This is a genomic window from Prevotella sp. E9-3 (assembly GCF_022024015.1).
In the GTDB taxonomy this organism is placed as follows: domain Bacteria; phylum Bacteroidota; class Bacteroidia; order Bacteroidales; family Bacteroidaceae; genus Prevotella.
Map to the genome: position 1 here is coordinate 2982825 of NZ_CP091786.1, position 22320 is coordinate 3005144.

Annotated in this window: 17 protein-coding genes; 8 read left to right on the forward strand and 9 right to left on the reverse strand. The window is 45.8% G+C overall.

Annotated features, from left to right (window positions below; all coding sequences use genetic code 11):
* The first annotated feature begins 72 nt into the window (after window positions 1–72).
* A complete protein-coding gene (gene nrdG, locus L6475_RS11690) occupies window positions 73–552 on the forward strand; it encodes an anaerobic ribonucleoside-triphosphate reductase activating protein (RefSeq protein ID WP_237820241.1) in 480 nt (159 codons plus the stop codon).
* 36 nt (window positions 553–588) lie between these two features.
* Here nrdG and L6475_RS11695 read toward each other — a convergent pair whose 3' ends face one another.
* Entirely contained in the window at window positions 589–1842 is a 1254-nt protein-coding gene (locus L6475_RS11695) for an ATP-binding protein (protein WP_237820243.1), read from the reverse strand.
* Window positions 1843–2018: 176 nt separating this feature from the next.
* Between L6475_RS11695 and L6475_RS11700 the strand changes: the two genes are divergently transcribed.
* The 7 genes from L6475_RS11700 (at window position 2019) to L6475_RS11730 (ending at window position 12717) form a co-directional block, all read left to right on the forward strand.
* Entirely contained in the window at window positions 2019–3554 is a 1536-nt protein-coding gene (locus L6475_RS11700; RefSeq protein ID WP_237820245.1) for a THUMP domain-containing protein, read from the forward strand.
* A complete protein-coding gene (locus L6475_RS11705) occupies window positions 3541–5742 on the forward strand; it encodes a DPP IV N-terminal domain-containing protein (RefSeq protein WP_370641608.1) in 2202 nt (733 codons plus the stop codon). The genes L6475_RS11700 and L6475_RS11705 overlap by 14 nt, the downstream gene beginning before the upstream one ends.
* Window positions 5743–5820: 78 nt before the next feature.
* Window positions 5821–7092, forward strand: a complete 1272-nt coding sequence (purD, locus tag L6475_RS11710; protein ID WP_237820249.1) for a phosphoribosylamine--glycine ligase — start codon at window positions 5821–5823, stop codon at window positions 7090–7092.
* Between the two features lie 24 nt (window positions 7093–7116).
* On the forward strand, window positions 7117–8040 hold the full coding sequence (locus tag L6475_RS11715) for a hypothetical protein (protein WP_237820251.1): 924 nt from the start codon (window positions 7117–7119) through the stop codon (window positions 8038–8040).
* 3 nt (window positions 8041–8043) lie between these two features.
* On the forward strand, window positions 8044–8496 hold the full coding sequence (locus tag L6475_RS11720) for a YqaA family protein (RefSeq protein WP_237820253.1): 453 nt from the start codon (window positions 8044–8046) through the stop codon (window positions 8494–8496).
* A 208-nt stretch (window positions 8497–8704) separates the two neighbouring features.
* A complete protein-coding gene (locus tag L6475_RS11725; RefSeq protein ID WP_237820255.1) occupies window positions 8705–12091 on the forward strand; it encodes a DUF2723 domain-containing protein in 3387 nt (1128 codons plus the stop codon).
* 11 nt (window positions 12092–12102) lie between these two features.
* Window positions 12103–12717: a polysaccharide deacetylase family protein gene (locus L6475_RS11730; protein WP_237820258.1), complete on the forward strand. Its 615-nt coding sequence runs from the start codon at window positions 12103–12105 to the stop codon at window positions 12715–12717.
* A 128-nt stretch (window positions 12718–12845) separates the two neighbouring features.
* Here L6475_RS11730 and L6475_RS11735 read toward each other — a convergent pair whose 3' ends face one another.
* From L6475_RS11735 to L6475_RS11770, 8 genes are all read right to left on the reverse strand, one after another.
* Window positions 12846–14159 (reverse strand): phenylacetate--CoA ligase family protein, encoded by a 1314-nt coding sequence (locus tag L6475_RS11735; RefSeq protein WP_237820260.1) that lies wholly within the window; start codon window positions 14157–14159, stop codon window positions 12846–12848.
* Window positions 14160–14205: 46 nt separating this feature from the next.
* Window positions 14206–15000 (reverse strand): glucosamine-6-phosphate deaminase, encoded by a 795-nt coding sequence (gene nagB / locus L6475_RS11740; protein WP_237820262.1) that lies wholly within the window; start codon window positions 14998–15000, stop codon window positions 14206–14208.
* Window positions 15001–15033: 33 nt separating this feature from the next.
* The gene (locus tag L6475_RS11745; protein WP_237820264.1) at window positions 15034–16614 is read right to left on the reverse strand and encodes a M6 family metalloprotease domain-containing protein; all 1581 of its coding nucleotides are present in this window, start codon (window positions 16612–16614) and stop codon (window positions 15034–15036) included.
* Window positions 16602–18251, reverse strand: a complete 1650-nt coding sequence (locus tag L6475_RS11750; RefSeq protein WP_237820266.1) for a fumarate hydratase — start codon at window positions 18249–18251, stop codon at window positions 16602–16604. Before L6475_RS11750 ends, L6475_RS11745 begins: the two co-directional genes overlap by 13 nt.
* Window positions 18252–18683: 432 nt before the next feature.
* Window positions 18684–19076: a hypothetical protein gene (locus L6475_RS11755; RefSeq protein WP_237820269.1), complete on the reverse strand. Its 393-nt coding sequence runs from the start codon at window positions 19074–19076 to the stop codon at window positions 18684–18686.
* A 26-nt stretch (window positions 19077–19102) separates the two neighbouring features.
* Window positions 19103–19207: an HNH endonuclease gene (locus tag L6475_RS11760; RefSeq protein ID WP_237820271.1), complete on the reverse strand. Its 105-nt coding sequence runs from the start codon at window positions 19205–19207 to the stop codon at window positions 19103–19105.
* A gap of 102 nt (window positions 19208–19309) precedes the next feature.
* Window positions 19310–20446, reverse strand: coding sequence for a DUF262 domain-containing protein (locus L6475_RS11765; protein WP_237820273.1), 1137 nt, complete (start codon window positions 20444–20446; stop codon window positions 19310–19312).
* Complete coding sequence (locus L6475_RS11770; RefSeq protein ID WP_237820275.1) at window positions 20443–21519, reverse strand: adenine-specific methyltransferase EcoRI family protein; 1077 nt, start codon at window positions 21517–21519, stop codon at window positions 20443–20445. Before L6475_RS11770 ends, L6475_RS11765 begins: the two co-directional genes overlap by 4 nt.
* Window positions 21520–22320 lie beyond the last annotated feature (801 nt).

Genomic DNA, 22320 nt, shown 5'->3' on the forward strand with positions numbered 1-22320 from the left:
CAATAAAAAACCAGAGCGGTAGCAAACTCTACACTCTGCACTCTACACTCTACACTACAATTTGAAAGAACAATGCTCAAATACGTTAATACAGGAATCGTTTTTCAGGAGATACCCGATGAAGTGACACTGGCAATTAATATTTCCAATTGCCCGTGTCGCTGCCCGGGGTGTCACAGTCATTATCTTTGGGACGATATTGGCATGCCACTCAACACCGAGGCTATCGATGACTTTATTCAGCGCTACGGCAATGATATCACATGCCTGTCGTTTATGGGCGGCGATGCCGATCCAAAAGGCGTATGCTTGCTGGCTGAATACATACACGAGGAATATCCGAATTTCAAGGTTGCCTGGTATAGCGGACGCCTGCGTGTCCCAGCCGGTATCACCAAGAATGATTTCGACTACATCAAGATTGGACCATACATCCGGCACTTAGGACCTCTCAACAATCCTACCACCAATCAGCGGCTTTACCGACAGCAAGAAGATGGTACATTCGAGGACATTACCTACCGGTTCTGGCAAAAACAAATGGCGCAGTAATTGCGCCATTTGTTTTTTATCTAACCTATCATTCCATTATACTGGAATATCAAAGTAGAATGTAGATCCTTTACCCAATTCCGACTCTACGGTTACCGAAGCGCCCATACTATAAGCCAGTGTACGGCAGGTGCTCAGGCCGAGGCCTGCGCCAGGAATAAACTCATCGACCTTGAAGAAGCGTTCAAAAATATTCTCATGGTTTTCGGGAGCGATTCCAATGCCCGTATCTCGTACCCAGATGCGCAACAAACCATCAGCAGGTGCATCAAAGCCTACAACAATACTGCCTTGGGAAGTGAACTTCACTGAATTAGACAACAGATGACGCACCACATCAACCAAGCGACTACGGTCGGTTGTTATAGTCAGCGACGGCACTGCAAACTGAGTAGATAGAGTAATGCCACTAGGCACCTTTGGTATAAACAGATCTACCACCTCGTTCAATGCGACAGCCAGATCGAATGCTGAAAGTACCAGTTCCTCCTTACCCGACTCAACCTTAGAAATGCTAACCACATCATCAACAATGGTGAGCAGTTTCTGGGTATTCTCATTAATCAGGTCTATCAACATTTTACGCTCTTCAGCCTCTGTAATATCAGGCAATACACTTGTGAAGCCCACAATGGCATTCAACGGAGTACGTATCTCATGACTCATATTGGCAAGGAAGGCAGTCTTCAAACGGTCGCTTTCCTCTGCCCTGTAACGGGCTTCCATCAAGGCTTTCTCCATCGCTTTGCGGTCGTCAATACGCTTGGATGTACCTACCACAACGGTCGGTTTTCCATCAACGCCACGTTCGGCCACCGTTGCAAACGACTCTTCCCAATACACTTTGTCAGTGTTCGGAATCCTCACTCGATACTCTTCATGATATTCCTCCGTTTTTCCCTCGCAAAGGTCCTGAAGCGAACGGGCTACACGTGGACCGTCTTGCTCGTGCAACATACCCACATTCTTGTCCATAGCGCCATCGACTACCGAGGCTTCTGCAATCCAGTCATTGGCACGCACACGAAAATCATTGTCATAGGTGAGGTTCATTGTCGACACATCTAAGTGCCAGGTACCGATGCGCAGGGCTTTCAACACGAATTCGTTCAGCACATTATGGTCTTTCACCTTTTCAAACTGCTGAACATCTTTTGCCAGTTCACGACCAATTCTTCTCTGCCAAATCAAAAGAAAAATCAATGCCAAGAGCAGTATGACCAACAATGCCCATGTGAGGATATCTGAAAGCAACGAATGTTGCGCTGCGTACAAAAAAATTGCTAACATTGTTTTAGTTATAGTTTAGGCAAATAAAACTTGATTGAGTGCAAATATACAAAAAAAATATAAACACATAGCGACTGGAATCGTTTTTTTTCTTAAAAAGCGATGAATAATTAAGAATAATTTTGTATTTCGTTGCAATTAGCGTATCTTTGCACTCGATAATTCTTTTATTTTAGATGGAACACGAATTCGAGTTAATCGCCAAAACGTTCATGGGACTGGAACCTGTGCTGGCGAAAGAGCTGACCCAACTTGGGGCCAACAACGTAGTAATTGGTAGACGTATGGTATCGTTTACGGGAGACAAAGAACTGATGTATCGTGCTAATTTTTCGCTACATACAGCCATTAAAATCCTTAAGCCTATAGCCCACTTCAAAGCACAGAGTGCCGACGACGTTTACGAAGAAATCAAGAAAATAGACTGGAGCACTTATTTAGACAACGACCACACCTTTGCGGTCGATGCGGTGGTATTCTCTGAGGAGTTCCGCCATTCTAAATTCGTAAGCTATAAAGTTAAAGATGCTATCGTGGACCAGTTCCGCGAGAAGACAGGTAATCGCCCCAACATCTCAGTAGCCAACCCAGACTTACGCTTACATATCCACATTGCTGAAGCCGACTGTACACTCTGTCTCGACTCAAGCGGTGAGAGTCTGCACCGTCGCGGCTACCGTCAGGAGAGCGTTGAGGCTCCGCTGAACGAAGTATTGGCAGCAGGTATGATTCTCATGACCGGTTGGAAGGGCGACACCGATTTCATCGATCCCATGTGCGGATCGGGTACAATCCTCATTGAAGCAGCGCTCATTGCCAAAAACATGGCACCCGGTGTGTTCCGAAAGGAATATGCATTCGAGAAATGGCCCGACTTTGATGCCGACCTGTTCGACCGCATCTATAATGACGACTCTCAGGAGCGCGAATTCACACATCACATTTATGGTTACGATGTTGACATGAAGGCAGTAAACACTGCCCGCATGAACGTGAAGGCAGCTGGACTTACAGCCGACATCACGATAGAACAGCAGGACTTCAAGGACTTCACACAGCCTAAGGAGAAGAGCATTCTGGTGAGCAATCCACCTTATGGCGAACGTATTACCACACCTGACCTACTGGGCACTTACCGCATGATTGGTGAGCGCCTGAAGCACCAGTTCATGGGTGGCGACGCATGGATTCTCAGCTATCGTGAGGAATGCTTCGAACAGATTGGTCTGAAACCAAGCATCAAGATTCCTCTTTACAACGGTTCGCTGGAGTGTGAATTCCGCAAATATACAATGTTTGACGGCAAACTGAAGAACTTCCGCAGCGAAGGCGGTGTTGTCAAGACCGACGAAGAGAAGCGTCAGATGGCTGAAAAGCACCGTTTCAAGAAAGAACGTGAGTTCAAGAAGCGTCTAGACGAACAGGATGAGAATGAGGATGTAGATATTCGTTCATTCACTTTCCACAAGCATGACTTAAAAGGCGAACGCAGCGATCGCCGCTCTCGTATCGGTGGTAAACGAGAAGGCCGCTTCGAAGACAAACGAGAAGGCCGGGACGGAAAACGAGAAGGAAAACGAGAAGGTCGCTACGAAGGAAAACGTGAGGGTCGTTTCGAGAGCAAGAATCGTGGTGGCCACGAACGATTCGACCGTAGCGGAGGTAAGAAACCATACAAGAACAACAAACGTTTCAACCATGACGAAGACTAAAACATGCATTAGGGTCCTTGTGGCCCTATGCTTTTTTTGCACCTTTTCCACTTTATCAATGACTGCACAACAGAAACTCTTTACTCTTGAAGACCTGAACTTCGGAGGCCGTAACTATCATAACCTACGCCCGAAGAACATGTTCCTTACCTGGTGGGGAGATCAACTGATGTTTCAAGATGCAGAGGAAGGGGGTACCATCAACGAGAAAGGCGAAAAGAAAGTTCTTTTCAACATCCAAGACCTTGGTGAGGGATGGCATTCTGCCATGCAGGCACGCTACCCTTATGCCAACGAGCCTTTGGTACTGCTCACAAACAAACAGGAGCGTGTGCTCTTTAATTTCAAAACGAAAAAGATTGTTTGGCGACAGGACAACAAGACTGGAGAGTACGCACAAGAATGGAACAAGACTTCGAGAGCCCTTGCGTTCAAGCACAACAACCAACTCTTTGTACGCACTGCCGACAACAAAGAAATTCAGCTTACTACCGACGGCTCGCGTGAAATAGTCTATGGCGAATCTGTTCACCGCAACGAGTTCGGCATTGACGGCGGTCTTTTCTGGAGTAACGACGGACAGAAACTGGCCTTCTACCGTATGGATCAGACAATGGTTACAGACTATCCGCAGGTAGATATATTTCCTCGTGAAGCAGAACACCAGCCAGACAAATATCCCATGGCTGGAATGACATCTCATGAGGTTACTATAGGAATCTTCAATCTCCAAAACGGACGCACGGTCTATCTCAAGACACCGAGTCTCGCTAAACAGCAGAATAAAGACAAGAAAGATTCAGAAATAGACCTGAACGAGGTTAGCTATTACACCAATATCACCTTTTCGCCTGACGGAAAGACAGTCTATATGTTTGAACTGAACCGCGACCAGAACGACTGTCGCCTTGTAAGTTACGATGCTGAGACAGGTAACAGAACTGCTGAGTTGTATCGTGAAACGAGCGAAAAATACGTGGAGCCCCTCCACCCCATTCGATTTCTGCCATGGGACAGCACTAAATTCATCATGCAGAGTCAGAAGGATGGATATAACCACCTATACCTTTTTAATATAAAGGGAGAGCAGTTACAACAGCTTACCAGCGGAGCTTGGGTAGTACTCGATATGCTTGGTTTCAACGAAAAGGCAAATTCAGTCATTATTGCCTCTAACGAGAAACATCCCTTACAGCGCAATCTCTACTCCGTGAATCTGAAAACGCTGAAACGCACTCCACTCGACAATGGTGAAGGTGTTCATCGCGGATACCTATCGGCTACAGGCACTCAACTCTACGATAAGTTCAGCACCCCGACAACCACCCCTAACACCATCAACTTGATCAGCCTCAGCAGTAAAAAGCTGAAGACACGTACTCTATTGGAAGCTGAAGACCCCTGGAAAGATTATGTTACGCCCAAGTTTGAGTGCGGAAGCATCAAGGCTGCCGATGGCGCTACAGACCTGTACTACAGAATGGTAAAGCCAGCAGATTTCGATTCCAAGAAAAAATATCCCACCGTTGTCTATGTATATGGTGGCCCGCACGCTCACAATGTTGAAGCTTCATGGCATTGGCTAAGCCGTTCATGGGAAACCTATATGGCACAAAAAGGATACATTGTCTTTATACTCGACAACAGAGGTTCAGAAAACCGCGGACGTGACTTCGAACAGGCAACTTTCCGCCAGTTAGGTCAAGTAGAAATGCAAGACCAGATGAAAGGTGTTGAATTTCTGCGCACCCTCCCCTATGTTGACATGAACCGACTGGGCGTTCACGGATGGTCGTTCGGCGGATTCATGACTACCTCGCTCATGCTCAATTACCCCGATGTGTTCAAAGTGGGTGTAGCTGGCGGTCCTGTCATAGACTGGAAATGGTATGAGGTGATGTATGGCGAACGCTATATGGATACCCCCGCACAAAATCCGGAAGGCTATAAAAAGACAAGCCTCATCAACAAAGCAGACCAGTTAAAAGGCAAGCTGCAGATCATCACCGGTTACAACGACAATACTGTAGTTCCGCAACACTGTCTGTCGTTTCTGAAAGCTTGCATAGATGCTGGAACGCAGCCCGACTTCTTTGCCTATCCTGGTGAAGAGCACAACATGAGGGGACATGCCAGTGTGCACTTGCATGAGCGCATCACCCAGTATTTTGAAGATTATCTGAAATAATAACGTCATCACGAAATAAGTGAAGACTATCTAAAAGAACAACGACATAACGTCATCACGAAATAAGGTTATAACGACATGAGAATTCTTTTATTAGGCAGTGGCGGCCGCGAGCACGCCTTGGCATGGAAGATTGCCCAGAGTGAGAAATGTGAGAAACTCTTTATTGCCCCAGGCAATGCAGGCACTTGCACGGTAGGAACGAACGTATCTATGAAAGCCGATGACTTTGAGGCCATCAAACAGTTTGTGGTCAGTGAAGCCATTGACATGGTAGTTGTCGGTCCTGAAGATCCATTAGTAAAAGGCATCTATGATGACTTGAAAGCTGATGATCGCACTAAGAATGTTCCCGTGATTGGTCCGTCAAAGGCCGGTGCCGTACTGGAAGGTTCAAAAGACTTTGCCAAAGGTTTTATGCAGCGTCATCATATTCCCACTGCCCGTTATGAGACTTTCGATGGCGAACACTTACAAGAAGGTCTGGCCTTTTTGGAGACACTTGAGGCTCCCTATGTATTGAAGGCCGACGGACTATGCGCTGGTAAAGGCGTGCTCATCCTTCCCACTCTTGACGAAGCCAAGAAAGAACTGAAAGAGATGCTGGGTGGCATGTTTGGCAATGCCAGCAGTCGCGTGGTTATCGAAGAGTTCCTCAGTGGCATTGAATGCTCTGTCTTCGTACTGACCGATGGCAAGCACTACAAGATTCTGCCCGAAGCAAAAGACTACAAGCGCATTGGCGAAGGCGATACCGGTTTGAATACCGGCGGCATGGGCAGTGTTTCTCCTGTTCCATTCGCTACAGAAGAATGGATGCAGAAAGTCGATGACCGCATTATCCGTCCCACTGTTGAGGGATTGAAGGCTGAAGGCATTGACTATAAAGGTTTTATCTTCTTCGGACTGATCAACGTGAAAGGTGAGCCGATGGTGATTGAATACAATTGTCGTATGGGCGATCCTGAGACTGAAAGCGTGATGCTACGTCTGAAGAGCGATATCGTTGATCTATTTGAAGGTGTGGCTTCAGGCAATCTGGATCAGCACGCCATTGAGTTTGATGAACGTGCCGCTGTTTGTGTGATGCTGGTGAGCGGCGGTTATCCCGAAGCCTATAAGAAAGGCTATCCCATCACTGGCATCGACCAGGTTAAAGGATCTGTTGTATTTCATGCAGGAACAGCCCTGAACGATGGTCAGATAGTAACAGCTGGAGGTCGTGTCATCGCCGTTTCTTCCTATGGAGCAAACAAAGAAGAGGCTCTTCAGAAATCATTCGAAGAGGCAAAGAAAATTCAGTTCACAGACAGATATTTCCGTCGTGACATAGGCAAAGACCTTGCCTAAAGATTTACCCGCAATACTTTCTGCATGAGGAAACTCCTTCAGAACAAGATAGCCGAAAGTGGTGTTACACTCACCGTCGTCGCAACCTATACAGCAATAATTTGGTTGTTGGCCGGTGCCGTGAATAACGGCTGGTGGGTGCAGATGAGTTGCTTGGGATTCAGTACCTATCTCATGGTAGAGCTGAACAATAGTAACGCATTGCTTCGCATACGAAGTCGCATGATTTCCAGTGTGTTCCTGGCACTCACCTGCACCACCGGTTTTCTTTTCCCTTCATTAAACGGTTCCCTCATCAGTTTTCTGTTCATAGCAACTCTACTGCCTCTATTCAGTAGTTATCAGGATTCAAAATCACAAGGCCGTTACTACTTTGCGTTCCTTTGTATAGGCGTAGCAAGTCTGCTTTATGTACATCTCTTATATTTCGTACCGCTCCTATGGCTGTCAAGCATTTTCTATCTGCAGTCGTTAAATGTTCGGTCGTGGATTGCATCCTTATTAGGACTCATCACCCCCTACTGGTTTTTCCTGCCATGGATGCTGTATGCCGACAAATGGTCGTTGGCATACTCACACTTCTCGGCTCTTTTACAGTTCGAGTTTCCCATCCGTTATTCATCATTGCCCGTTGAAGTCTTTGGAACCATTCTGTTCATCATTATATTGATGATTATCAGCCAGTTGAACTTCTGGTTCAACAGTTACAAAGACCGCATCCGAATTCGTCAGTTATATGGCTTTTTTGCCACTATTGGATGGATTTCTGTATTCTTTATTTTCTTTCAACCTCAACACTACGAATATCTGCTGCGCATTCTCATTATTTGTGCAAGTCCGTTCGTGGCCCATTTCTTCACACTCACCAGCAGCAAGTTCACCAATATTCTTTTTTTCCTGACCATAGCTATCGTTCTTGCTCTTAGCATATTAAATCTCCCTGCATAACCTATGGAATGGATAATAGACCTTCTCACAAGCTACGGCTATATCGGCATGCTACTGGCAGCTTTTCTGGCAGGCAGTTTCTTTCCTTTCAGCAGTGAGGCTGTAATGGTGGGACTCATGGCTACAGGTCTTGATGCCTGGCAACTTATGATATACGGCACCATCGGCAACATTCTGGGTAGTTGTGTGAATTATGGCATAGGGCGAATGGGAAAATTGGAGTGGATAGAGAAATATCTTCATGTCAAGAAAAAGGATATGGACAAGGCCGAACGGTTCATGGCTGGCCGTGGTGCATGGATGGGATTTTTTGCTTTCCTTCCCGTCTTGGGTTCGGCCATCACGATTCTGTTGGGGCTGATGCGTGCCAACATGGTCATTTCATTGGTCAGCATCTCGCTCGGTAAACTGTTTCGCTACCTAATACTCATTTACGGAGCAGGACTGTTTATGTAGGATCTGCTGAATTTGTTTTTATCTGATTACGGGGCAGGACTGTTTATGTAAGCAGTAAAATGCCTAAAAGTCAGAATAATATCAGCACGAAAGGGGAATTTTCTGTTAATTAATGTAGAGTAGTGGCAGATTCTCAATTCCCAATTCTCCATTTTCAATTAAAAGGACTATCTTTGCAACGTTTTTAACGTTAAAAGATCCAATCTTAATGAAACAGTACCGTCTCGTAGATAACGTAGTCGGATGGCTGACTTTCTTTATTGCGGCCTTCGTTTACTGCTCTACTATCGAACCGACAGCCTCATTCTGGGACTGCCCTGAGTTTATTACAACCGGTTATCGTCTTGAAGTTGGCCATCCACCTGGCGCACCGTTCTTTATGCTGACGGCCAACCTTTTCTCACAGTTTGCAAGCGATGCTACCCAAGTGGCTTATTGGGTGAATATGATGAGTGCGCTACTCTCAGCCACCTGTATTCTGTTCCTCTTTTGGAGTATCACCCATTTGACACGCCGTTTGCTTATAGACAAGTGGGATGAACTAACCCCTGCAAAGCTTGTTACCATTGAAGCTTCGGGCTTGGTGGGAGCACTTATTTACACTTTCAGCGACACTTTCTGGTTCTCGGCCGTCGAAGGTGAGGTGTATGCCTATTCTTCAGCTTTTACCGCCGTGGTGTTCTGGCTTATTCTGAAATGGGAAGATCATGCAGACGAGCCACACAGCGACCGTTGGCTGGTATTGATTATGTACATGACCGGTCTTTCCATAGGTGTACACCTGCTGAACCTGTTGTGTCTGCCCGCCATCGTATTGGTTTACTATTACAAGAAATTCCCCGATGCCAATCTGAAAGGTTCTTGCATAGCCCTACTCATCTCGTTTGCCTTGGTAGCCCTGGTACTCTATGGTGTAGTACCTGGTATTATTACTGTGGGCGGATGGTTCGAGTTGTTCTTTGTCAACACACTTGGCATGCCTTTCAATACTGGCGAATATGTGTACATCCTATTGCTTGTAGCCACCGTATTGTGGGCTGTTTATGAAACTCAGAATGCCACTGATGCAAACTGGAAGCGTCAGAACATTGCATTCCTTTTGGCTGTAGGCATGTTGGGCATTCCCTTCTATGGTTACGGATGGTCAGCTTTCTTCATTGGTGTTATAACACTGACTGTGCTGTGGTTTGTACTCAACTACCAGACGAAGGGTAATGGCGAAACGAAGAAGAAGGTGGCCCTTGTCACTTCACGTTTCAAGAATACAGCCCTTCTGTGCATGCTCATGCTGATGATTGGCTATTCAACTTACGCCGTTATTGTGATTCGTTCCTCAGCCAATCCACCTATGGATCAGAACTCTCCAGAGGATATTTTCACCCTTGGCGACTATCTGGGCCGCGACCAGTACGGTCAGCGTCCGTTGCTATATGGTCAGGCTTATACTTCACAGGTAGCCCTTGACAAAGAAGGCGGTTACTGTAAGCCCCGTATGACCTCAGGAAAACCTGTATGGCAACGCAAGGAGAAAGCTTCTGAAGATGAGAAAGACTCCTACTTTGTAGTGCGTACCAAGGATGAGTACATCTATGCTCAGAACATGATATTCCCCCGCATCTGGAGCAGTAACCACGCTCAGTACTACGAAAGTTGGATGGGTGGTGAAATCAGTGGTACTCAAGTGCCCTACGACCGATGTGGTGAAAACATCATGGTGAAAGTTCCTTCACAGATAGACAACCTGAGCTTCTTTATCAGTTATCAGTGCAACTGGATGTACTGGCGCTATTTCCTTTGGAACTTTGCTGGTCGTCAGAACGACATCCAAGGTCATGGAGAGCCTGAGCACGGCAACTGGATCACAGGTATCTCATTCATCGACAATGCCCGCCTGGGCAATCAGGACTTACTGCCCGATGACTTAAAAGAGAACAAAGGACATAATGTGTTCTACTGTTTACCCTTGCTACTGGGTCTGCTGGGATTGTTATGGCAATCTACCCGTTGCGGCCAGAAAGGTGTCAAGCAGTTCTGGGTAGTGTTCTTCCTGTTCTTTATGACAGGTCTGGCCATTGTTGTTTACCTGAACCAGACTCCTGTTCAACCACGTGAACGCGACTATGCTTATGCCGGTTCGTTCTATGCTTTCGCTATTTGGTGCGGTATGGGCGTAGCAGCCATCATCAGCATGATCAACAAGCTGTTGAAGAAAGAGTCACTTGTCATTGCCACTCTGGCATCCGTTGTCACCGTACTTATTCCTGTTCAGATGGCTTCACAGACCTGGGACGACCACGACCGCTCAGGCCGTTACACCTGTCGCGACTTCGGACAGAACTACCTGAATTCACTTCAGGAGGAAGTAACCCTGCCAAACGGTCAGAAGCAGAAGAGCTATCCTATCATCTTCACCAATGGTGATAACGATACCTTCCCCTTGTGGTACAACCAAGATACTGAAGGTGTTCGCACAGACGCTCGTGTGTGCAACCTTAGCTATCTGCAAACCGACTGGTATATTGACCAGATGGTACGTCCTGCCTACGATTCGCCCTCACTTCCTATCACATGGAAGCGTCTGGAGTATTGTGCCGGCACCAACGAGTATGTACAGATAGACCCACGCCTGAAGAACGAGGTGCTGGCTTTCTATCGTGAGAATCCCATGCAGGCACGCCTGCAGTTTGGCGATGAGCCTTTCGAACTGAAGAACATCCTGAAGTACTGGGTACGCTCTACGGTAAGTGACTTCCATGTTATTCCTACCGACACCGTCTATGTGACCATCGACAAAGAGGCCGTACGCCGTAGCGGTATGCTGATGCAGGGAGACTCTATTCCCGACCGGATGGTTATCTCGTTGAAAGGCAAAGGAGCGCTGTACAAGGGTGATCTGATGATGCTCGAGATGATAGCCAATGCCAATTGGGAGCGCCCCATCTATGTAGCCACTACTGTTGGACAAGAAAACTACATGAACCTGGGTGAAAACTTCGTACAGGAAGGATTGGCCAACCGCATCACTCCGTTCACCACCAATGTTGGTGGGCGTGTGGTACCTGGCATGACCAATTTCGACACCGAGAAGACGTACGACAACGTGATGCACCGCTATAAGTTCGGCGGTGTTGACGCGCCAGGCATCTATCTTGATGAAACCGTGATGCGTATGTGCTATACCCACCGTCGTCTGATGGCCCAGTTAGCTCTCCACCTTGCTGAAGATGGTGAGAACGAAAAAGCAGCTGAAGTGCTGGCTCGTACAGAGGAAGCGTTCCCCAAAGAGAATGTTCCTCACGACTACACCAGTGGTTCATTTGATATGATTCGTGCCTACCTCGCTATCGAACAGGATGCTAAGGCCAAGGATCTGATAGAACAGTTGTGGAAAAAGTCAACACAGTACCTGAAATACTACTGCTCTTTGTCGCCAGCTCGCTTCACAGCGGCTCAGAACGACTGTGTATTCCACATGTACATTATGAACCACCTAACAGATTTTGCATCTATCATCGATGAGAAACTGGGCAATGAATATAACGCCCAGCTCAACGAGATTGCCCGTGCCTACACAGCACGCGGTGGCAGATACTAAGGAAGCGGAGAATGATTATAGAGCAGCCTGCCATATACTTACGCTGGATTTATCCGAAAGCGTATTGGAGAATGGACCGTCACGAACACTCAGTCTATCTGACGTTCGATGACGGCCCTATCCCAGAGTCTACTCCATTCATTCTTCAAGTATTACGAGAGTTTGGCATCAAGGCCACCTTTTTCATGGTTGGCGACAATGTGAGAAAGTATCCTGAACTTTACGAACAGATAGTTAGCGAAGGTCATCAGGTAGGCAACCACACCCACAATCATATCAGTGGATTCAGTCACTCTCTTCATGAGTACAGCTACAATGTTGAGAAGGCAAATGCCTATATCCACAGCCACCTGTTCCGCCCGCCTCACGGATGGATTCGTCCTGTACAGTATGCGTTGCTTACTCAAAAGAAATATAAGATGGTGATGTGGGATCTTGTGACCCGTGACTATTCTAAGTGGATGACCGCTGAAGATGTAGTGAACAATGTGAAGCGCTATGCCCGCAATGGTTCCATCATCACCTTCCACGACTCTCTGAAGTCTATCGAAAAACTTCGCACCGCTCTTCCTCAGAGTATTCAATGGCTCAAGGAGCAAGGCTACGAATTCAAGATTTTCAAGTAGAACCTCCCCCTGTGGTGTATTAATTGAACAAACAGAAACTCCCCCCTGTCAATAGTTGTTGGCAGGGGGGAGTTCTTGTTTCTTCTGACTTCGAGTAAAGCTGTTTCTGAAAAACAGCTCACAGTACTCTAAAACAGCTTGCGCAGGTCTTTCACGCGCACAGCCTTTTTCTCGTCACTGGCACCAAGTGAGCCTTTTTTCACCAGGCGCACCTTGGGAGTAATCAGGATTTCGTCCTTCAGTTGTCGGGTTATCTCCTTGGCCAAAGCCTGAAGCTGAGTATAGTCGTCGGTATCCAATCGGGCCAACTCTACATCAACGGTCATGATATCGCCCGACTCAACAGTCTCAAGCGTAATCAGATAGTCTGTTCCCAGTTCAGGGAAGCCCAACAGGATCTTCTCAATCTGAATGGGGAAGATATTGACACCTTTCAGGATAATCATATCATCGCTTCGTCCCTGCAAACGAGCAAGACGACGATGATGACGGCCACAGGCACATTCACCAGGAAGAATACGGGTCAGGTCGCGTGTCCGATAGCGCAGCAGAGGCATTCCCTCACGATTGATGGTAGTGAGCACCAGTTCGCCCAACTGTCCGTCGGGTACAGGTTCGAGCGTCACAGGGTCGATAATCTCAACAATGAAATAATCCTCCCAGATATGCAGACCGTTCTGCTCAGGACATTCGAAAGCCACACCAGGTCCCATCATCTCTGAAATGCCATAAGAGTTGTAAGCTTTCACTCCCAACTGTTCCTCGATGCGCTGGCGCTGTTCCTCACTGTGCGGTTCAGCCCCGATACAGAGTACGCGCAGTTTGGTGTCGCGACGCGGGTCAACCCCCTCTTCACGCATCACTTCATATACGCGTGATGCGTAGGAAGGGATAGCATGCAGCACCGTCGTACCAAAGTCACGAATGAACTTAATCTGTCGCTTGGTATTACCTGCAGCAGCAGGAACAGTAAGCATTCCTACCTTCTCAGCTCCATACTGAAATCCCAGTCCGGCTGTGAACATACCATAGCCGGCAGAATTCTGAAACACATCCTCAGGGCGCGAGCCCACCATCCACAGACAGCGAGCCACGGCCTTCGCCCATTCGTCAAGATCTTTCTGCGTGTGCAGCACCACTGTCGGATTGCCTGTTGTACCGCTAGACGAATGCAATCGCACACATTCCTTCAAAGGCACTGATGCCAGTCCGAAGGGATAATGCTCGCGCAAGTCATCCTTTGTGGTAAAGGGCAGTTTCTTTACATCATCGAGCGTACGGATATCATCGGGTGTGATACCCAATTCCTTGAACCGCTCGCGATAGAACTCAGAGTTCATGCAGTGGCGTACTGTTTTCTGTAGTCGTTCCAACTGGAGCGCTTCCAACTGGTCTCTCGACATGGTTTCGAGTTCTGGCTCGAAATAGGGTGAATAGGACATGTTATTTTAGGAGTTTAGGAGTTGGGGTATTTAGGAGTTTAGAAACTTACAGAAGGTTGTTGCGCTCGATATCCTTGAAGTAGCGATATGTGCCTACCTTCAGTTCCTCACAGGCAGCATCGTCGGCAACGATAATACCATGCTGGTGCAGCTGAAGGGCCGAGATAGTCCACATGTGGTTCACGCTTCCTTCTACAGCAGCCTGGAGAGCACGACACTTAGCGTGACCATTCACCAGGATCATCACTTCCTTGGCAGCCATCACAGTGCCTACGCCAACGGTAAGAGCCGTCTTGGGCACCTTATTGATATCGTTCTCAAAGAAGCGGCTATTGGCAATAATAGTATCGGTAGTCAGTGTTTTCTGACGAGTACGGCTGTTCAGACTTGATCCAGGCTCGTTGAAAGCGATATGTCCGTCGGGGCCGATACCTCCAAGGAACAGGTCGATGCCACCAGCTTCCTCAATCATCTGCTCATAGTGTGCACACTCGGCAGCAAGGTCGGGAGCATTACCATTCAGAATATGGATATTCTCTTTCGGACAGTCAATGTGATTGAACAGGTTGGTGAACATGAATGAATGGTAGCTTTCAGGATGATCCTCGGGCAGTCCTACATACTCGTCCATATTAAAGGTAAGCACGTTCTGGAACGATACACGTCCCTCCTGATAAGCCTTTACCAGGCCGCGATACATTCCGATGGGCGACGAGCCTGTGGGAAGTCCCAACACGAATGGTTTTTCCTTGGTTGGTTTAGCAGCGTTGATACGTTCTACTACATAATTTGCTGCCCACTGTGACATCAAATCATAATTAGGTTCAATAATAAGTCTCATAATAAAAGTGTTTGTTTTGGTGATTATAGTTGTTTATTTGAAAAATTTCTTTATTGTTCCATTAGGTTTTCTTATCAGATACAAACCTTGGCGAGTGACTGACGATACCTGACGCCCGTTGAGGTCGAAGTATGCATTGGGTGGCGTATCGACCGACATATCAACGATAACCTCTGTGGGTGTTGAACCGCCCATAAAGTCGAACGATATGAGCCCGTCCTCCGACATACGGATATTGGTAATCGGCTTCGACAGCAGCTTACTGCCCTGGCCATTCTTGTTTATCATTACTGCTGCAGGAACAGTGGTGTCTGTAAAGGCATCAACGGTTGCGGTAGAGTCAGTGGCATAGGGGAAAGCCGAACCGCTCAGATAACTTTTGTTCATCCACGAACCATTCTGATACCTTGGACAAATCTTCTCACTTACCAACTTATCCCATGCTGCATAATCACGATTGTCTGCAGGAACTATCGAATAGTTAAAGACGCCTGTCGTACCGTTCACCGTATTGTTGGACCACCTCGCAGGAATATAGTTCACATGGTACACCACAAGTCCTTTTCCAGGATTGCCCAAATCCCATCCCTTCCACTGGCGGTTTTCCAACAGGAGGTATTCGCTATCGGTATGTTTAACCTGATACACCTCGCCTCCGTCATCAACAGTTTTTAGTCCAGTTATGCTGCTGGGCTCTTTCAGTTCCACAGGATCGAGCCATCCCAACAGCATTTTCTCCAATGGCGAGTAGTTGGGCGGGCACCATCCATAGTTGGTATAGTTGCCACCATCCATCAAGTCCCACTCATCAACAGCCGAATAAGTCCAACTGGGCACCGGATAGATGTCTGGCAAGCCCAGACTATGCGAGAACTCGTGACAAATGGTACCGATTCCCATCAGGCGATTGTTAGGCCACAGTTCAGCACTGGATGTATAGTTTGATATTTTATAGTTATCTTGGGCCGAGATAGGCGAAATAGAGCCAGTGTTTGGCCACAGATAACCATAAGCTACTGGTGAATTAATATTGCCTGAGAATCCGGCGCTGACAATAACTACTTGGTTGATATTTCCGTCTTCATCCCAGTCATACGGCGAGAGATCCAATCCAGAATTCTCAGTCAAGAACATCTTTATGACAGCAGCGATAGCATCCTTCTGGTGATTCTTGCTTTTGGAATCCGGATTCTCGTAGGGCTGTGCTTTGTAGTCCACCTTATAAGGACCATAGATGTCAAACTGCAGATTGAACAGTCCGTTCGACTGATCACGGAAATAGTCGGCCACGCATCCGTAACCTTTTCGTCCGTTCTCGGTATAGCCATGCTCGTTGAAAATCCGGTTATACACGGCCTTCGGATCATTGCTTGTGAAATCCACATCATCTTTGGCATACGACATCAGCAGCACCAACTGCCTATACGTGCGATTGGCATCCCAATCCTTATAGGGTGTCAGGTGTCGCTTTGCCGAACGGTGAGTCGCTGTGGCAGCGTCACCCTCAACATTGGGCATACAGCCGCCACGGCGAATTTCAAACTCCTGAGCAGAAACTGCTAAAGAAGAAAACAGGATCAGGGAAGTGAGCAGAAGCCCATTTATTTTCCGCATGGTGTCCAGGGTTTAAGTTGCTTGAAGAAGTCATTACCCTTATCATCGACAAGAATAAATGCGGGGAAATCCTCCACATCAATTTTCCAAATAGCTTCCATACCCAACTCTGGATACTCTACACATTCAATACTCTTAATGCTCGACTGCGACAGTACGGCAGCCACGCCACCGATGGTGCCCAAATAGAAACCGCCATGTTTCTTACAAGCCTCTGTCACCACATCGCTGCGGTTGCCCTTGGCTATCATCACCAGCGAAGCGCCGTTATCCTGGAACTCATCCACATAGGGGTCCATACGGTTGGCCGTGGTGGGGCCCATCGAACCGCAAGGATAACCTTCGGGAGTCTTGGCAGGACCGGCATAGAGCACAGGATACTTCTTGAAGTATTCAGGCATGCCCTCACCGGCATCCAGACGAGCCTTCAGTTTGGCGTGGGCAATATCGCGAGCCACGATGATGGTACCCTTCAAGTTCACACGGGTAGAAACTGGATATTTCGACAGTTCCTTGCGCACAGCGTCGATACCCTCGTTCAGGTCAATCTCAATACCCTTTGCGCCCTCACCGGGTTTAGCATATTCTGCAGGAATCAGTTCACAGGGATTTGAGTCCATCTTCTCCAGCCAAATACCATCACGGTTGATCTTAGCCTTGATGTTACGGTCGGCCGAACAGCTGACACCCATACCGATAGGACAGCTGGCGCCATGACGGGGCAGACGAACCACACGGATATCATGAGCCAGGGCCTTACCGCCGAACTGAGCGCCCAAACCAATCTTGTGGGCCTCTTCCAGCAGTTTCTTCTCCAACTCAACGTCACGGAAGGCACGACCAGTCTCATCGCCAGTAGTGGGCAGAGAGTCATAGTATTTGATAGAAGCCAGTTTCACGGTGAGCAGGTTCTTCTCAGCCGAAGTACCGCCAATCACAAAAGCGATGTGATAAGGAGGACAAGCGGCTGTACCCAGACTCTTCATCTTCTCCACGAGGAAAGGCAGCAGTGTGCCCTCGTTCTGGATAGTAGCCTTTGTCATGGGGTAGAAATAGGTCTTATTGGCCGAGCCACCACCCTTTGCCACCATCACAAAGCGATATTCAGCGCCCTCGGTAGCCTCGATATCTATTTGTGCAGGAAGGTTACAACGAGTGTTCACCTCGTCATACATATTCAGCGGTGCATTCTGAGAATAGCGCAGATTGTCCTGTGTGAAGGTATTGTAAACGCCACGGCTCAGTGCCTCTTCATCCTCAAAACCTGTCCACACCTGCTGGCCCTTCTCGCCATGGATAATAGCCGTACCCGTGTCCTGACAGAAAGGCAGGATGCCCTTTGCAGCCACATCGGCATTGCGCAGGAACTGCAGTGCCACATACTTATCATTCTCCGAAGCTTCGGGGTCGCTCAGAATAGCGGCCACCTGCAGGTTGTGCTCACGGCGCAGCATAAATTCCACATCGTGGAAAGCCTGTTGAGCCAGCAGTGTGAGAGCCTCTTTCGACACTTTTACTATCTCCTTGCCTTCAAACTCGGCAGTAGTAACGCCCTCTTTCGTCAGCAGTCTATACTCTGTTTTGTCTTCACCCAACTGAAACATTGGGGCATACTTAAATTCAACTGGTGTTGCCATAATATCGTTTATATTTATTTGTTTAGTCGCTATTTGTCAATAAACATGGCTACAAAAGTACGTTTTTTCTTCGAAAACGCAAAGAATTTACCTCTATTATTTTGACAGCAAGTAGCATATCATATTTCTACGAATAGAGAAAGGCCATAGAAAGTTTGGCAGTTTGAAATATAATTTATTTTTCAAAAAAACGACCAAGAAGAACCATTATTTATATAGTTTTTCAACGAAATCCTTGTAAAAAATCTCAAAAAGGTGTATATTTGCACCACCAAAAATCTCAAAAAGGTGTAAACTATAGCAGGAGAGAAATCTCAAAAAGGTGTAAATATCATCATTATGAAGCGTAAAATAATGCTATAAACAAGCGATGCAGAACTGTCCACCAGTTCTGCATCGCTTTCTTTAGCTATCGATTGGACGACATTATATTTACTCGCCCCTTTTCTCGATATAATAATTAGGCTTTGAAGGTTTGGCTACACAATTAGTGATCAGGTCTATAGACCAACCAAGAAGTCCACCAATAAGAATATTACCGAAAGTCCAAGCATTCACTTTCTTCTCAAGTACGACATCTCTATAAGCAGTCTTCTCAGATTGTACCTGAATACGTTGTCCATCGATGTGATGGCGATTAACTTGCACGGTATATGGAAGCGTTACGTTTGGATAAGTCTGCATCTCAGTAATAATAGTTACAGGTTCTCTTGTGTCTCCGTCTATTGTTACTCTAGGACTACCGCCAGCCACTATTGAAGCACAAGAAGGCATTAATACCGAAATTGCGGAGGCTATTACAAATTGTTTTGCTATTTTTCTCATAATAAAAAAATTGAATAAGTATATTATTATCTATTTCCTTTCGCCCGGTTATGCGTTTTGCACAGCATCTGGCAGTTTTCTATCGTTGTCGGTCCGTTGTTGCTCCATGCCGTCACGTGGTCGGCATCCATATTTAAGAGAAACTAATTAGGAAAAAACTGGGAAAATTATTAGCAACGCAATCAGGTTTACCTGATTTTAGTCAATCATTACAGGGTTTTGCAAGTGAGCCTTTATTTAGCTCCTTTTCTTCTATTACACTCTCTGCACAACATCTGGCAGTTTTCAATAACTGTCCGTCCTTTCTCTCGCCACGGCGTAATGTGGTCACCCTCCATAAATTCATAATCAAACTCTCTGCCACAGGCTGCACATTTATGTCCCTGCTGTTCCCATACAGCTAGTTTTATATCTTCAGGGAATGCTCGCAAATCGAGATAACGTTCGTCACCAGTCAGTACATAAGGTATAATTCCTGATTGACGTTGAATTTCACTATCACGCAGAAGTTCAGAAATCTTTTTCCCCAATGCTGCAGTATCCAAGGTTTCAGAACCATATTTATCATATAGCCAAGCCCAATCCAACCCTTTCATTATTTTCTTAAATTTCTTCAAATCGAAATTCGTGGTAGCCCAGTTTAATACATTCTGAAAATAAGTCCACAAATTATTTGCATTAGGATCGTGCTGATGACTAGCCATATAGCCTACAACAGTTTGACGGTGACCATTTCTGGTTTCATGGTCAGCAATCCATTCCAAAGCTACTTTCAAGAAATCCTGACGAATAGGAGTCCCGTTAACGAGGTCTTTCCCTAAACGGGCCGCTCCACTATTGGTTTTTGAGAAGTGGCGCTTTGCATCACTTACAAAAGGACCTGCATAAATTGCATTGTTTATTTCTTGGTCATTCAGCGGTTTACCTGCTATATTAATGGTTTTAAACCATTCCAATTTCTCAGATGCTTCTCCTTCACACACGTAAATTGTCAACGGATAATCAAGAATTCGTTTCTGAATATCTACAGGCTGATTGAAAAAGTTCTTGAAATCGTACGAGAATTTTCCTTCAACATATTCACATAGCGAGAGGGTGCGCTGCTGACCATCCATTACTTCATATGGACATTCAGCATCCTCACTACGTTTCACCCAGTACATCACATTTAGTGGATAACCTTGTAATACGGTATGTATTACGGCCTGCTGTTCCTTTTCATTATAGATAAACTCACGCTGATAAGGAGGACGGATATCTAGCAGTCCATTATAACCGCGAACACCTTGTTCATCGTTGTTAACATAGCCTTTAGTTATTTCGCCAACAGTTACCGTAATCGGTTTAATAGTCATCTTGTCGTTATTCATAGCTTTCTAGGATGTTTGTTACGGATTAACACTCTACTATATTGGCGTTTGCCTTTAATGACTCCGCAACCGCCTCGATCTTCTGGATGAATTTTATAGCCAACTTCTTTAAGCACTGAGCTAGGAGCAGAAGCTCTTGTATTACCACTAGCTTGCCATATTATCTCAAACTGGTTGGGGTTATATTTATCAAGAAAAGTAATTGGAACGCCCATTATTCCATCATAATCACAAGGAATATCTTGAGTTCTACCTACATTAATAGCATTATAATTGTCATATTTAGGATATTCTTCGGGAGAGTATTTACAAACCAAATCTATCTCTTCGTTCCTCTTGGGAATTTCTAGATTAGTAAACCAATTAACTCCAGAAACTCGTATCATATTATCTCTATGGTCACCAGCAGTAGCAATGTCGTCATATGGCGAGTAAAAATGTGCTGCAGCTCCTTTGAAACCATACCCTAACCAAACTTCATTAGATTGTAATAGCGGAAATACTTCTCGATATGTAATTGCATTCTGATGACCGACTATTAGAAATTTCTTCTCATATTTCATCAACTGTCCTATATATTCACGGAACAGTGAAAAAGGCGGATTGGTCACAACAATATCTGCTTGTTTCAACAGTTCGATGCACTCTGAGTCTCTGAAATCACCGTTCGCTAATACAGAGCATACATTCTTGTCGTTCTTCAACAGGTATTGAACATCTGATAAGTCCACCGCACCATCGCCGTTAAGGTCTTTCACCTCTGTAATCTCAACTTTGTAAGCAATTTTCTTTGGCTCGTTGGAGAAATCTCCAAAGTCTATCATTAGCTCATTACCTTGAACAGGTGAACCATTATAACATGTACAAATCAACTTCTTCAAGCCCAACTGATTGAATCGTAAAGCAAAATACTTAAAGAAGTTACTCTCATAAGGATCATCGCAGTTGCACAGTACCACCTTGTCGCGGAAGTGTTGCCAATAGTGTTGCAACTCTCGCTCAATGTCTGTCAACTGCGTATAGAATTCATCTTTCTTTGCTGTTTTGGCAGCATTTAGGTTTTTATTAGCCATACGCTATGCATTTTTGCGTATTGCTTATCTTCGGAGAAGTGGGCTTTGAATAGAGCACAAAAGAAAGCATGAACGGTTTTCTCATCCAAGCTTCACAGGCTCTACCACAAGCCCACCAATCCAGATAAGTCACGCCCATGCTTAACGCATGAGCGCTTGCAACTTATTCTTTCGGATTGGTTTCTTTTTGAAAGTGGTAGATTCGTAAAGCTATCCGAACAAAGCAAACGCTTGTTATATTTCCTCAAAAATCATATCGTCACTCTGCGCTCAAAGAACAAGATTAATCCGACACCGTTTACGATGTTTCAACGATACTTGTTGCAAAAGTACAAAAATCTTTTGGAATGAAAAGAAGTTTAAGCTAAAAACTGCAAATAAGGTTTGTTCTGTTTATAGTTGACGAATAATCTAACAAGTATTGCAGGGCATTTACCAATTTATTATACTGCACTTGCTATTCCCTTATTTTAAATTTTGGCCATTATTTTTCAAATTTTGGCCAAAATTCAAAAAATAATGGCCAAAATTTAATTTAGCTTCTACGCATTAGCTCGCTAACTTTGCGTTATTACAATATCAATTTGACTCTGTGTGTTCACGAAGAAAACGTTCATAGGATAACAAGTATTAGACAGTGTTTGCCATTCTATGACACTACACTTGCTATTCCCTTAGTTCAAATTATAGCTATAATTACCAGAATTTTAGCTATAATTTTCGCAATTATAGCTATAATTTATTTCAGCTCCGCTTCTGCTAACTTCCAAAAAGAAAAGAACTGACTTATAATTCTTCGTC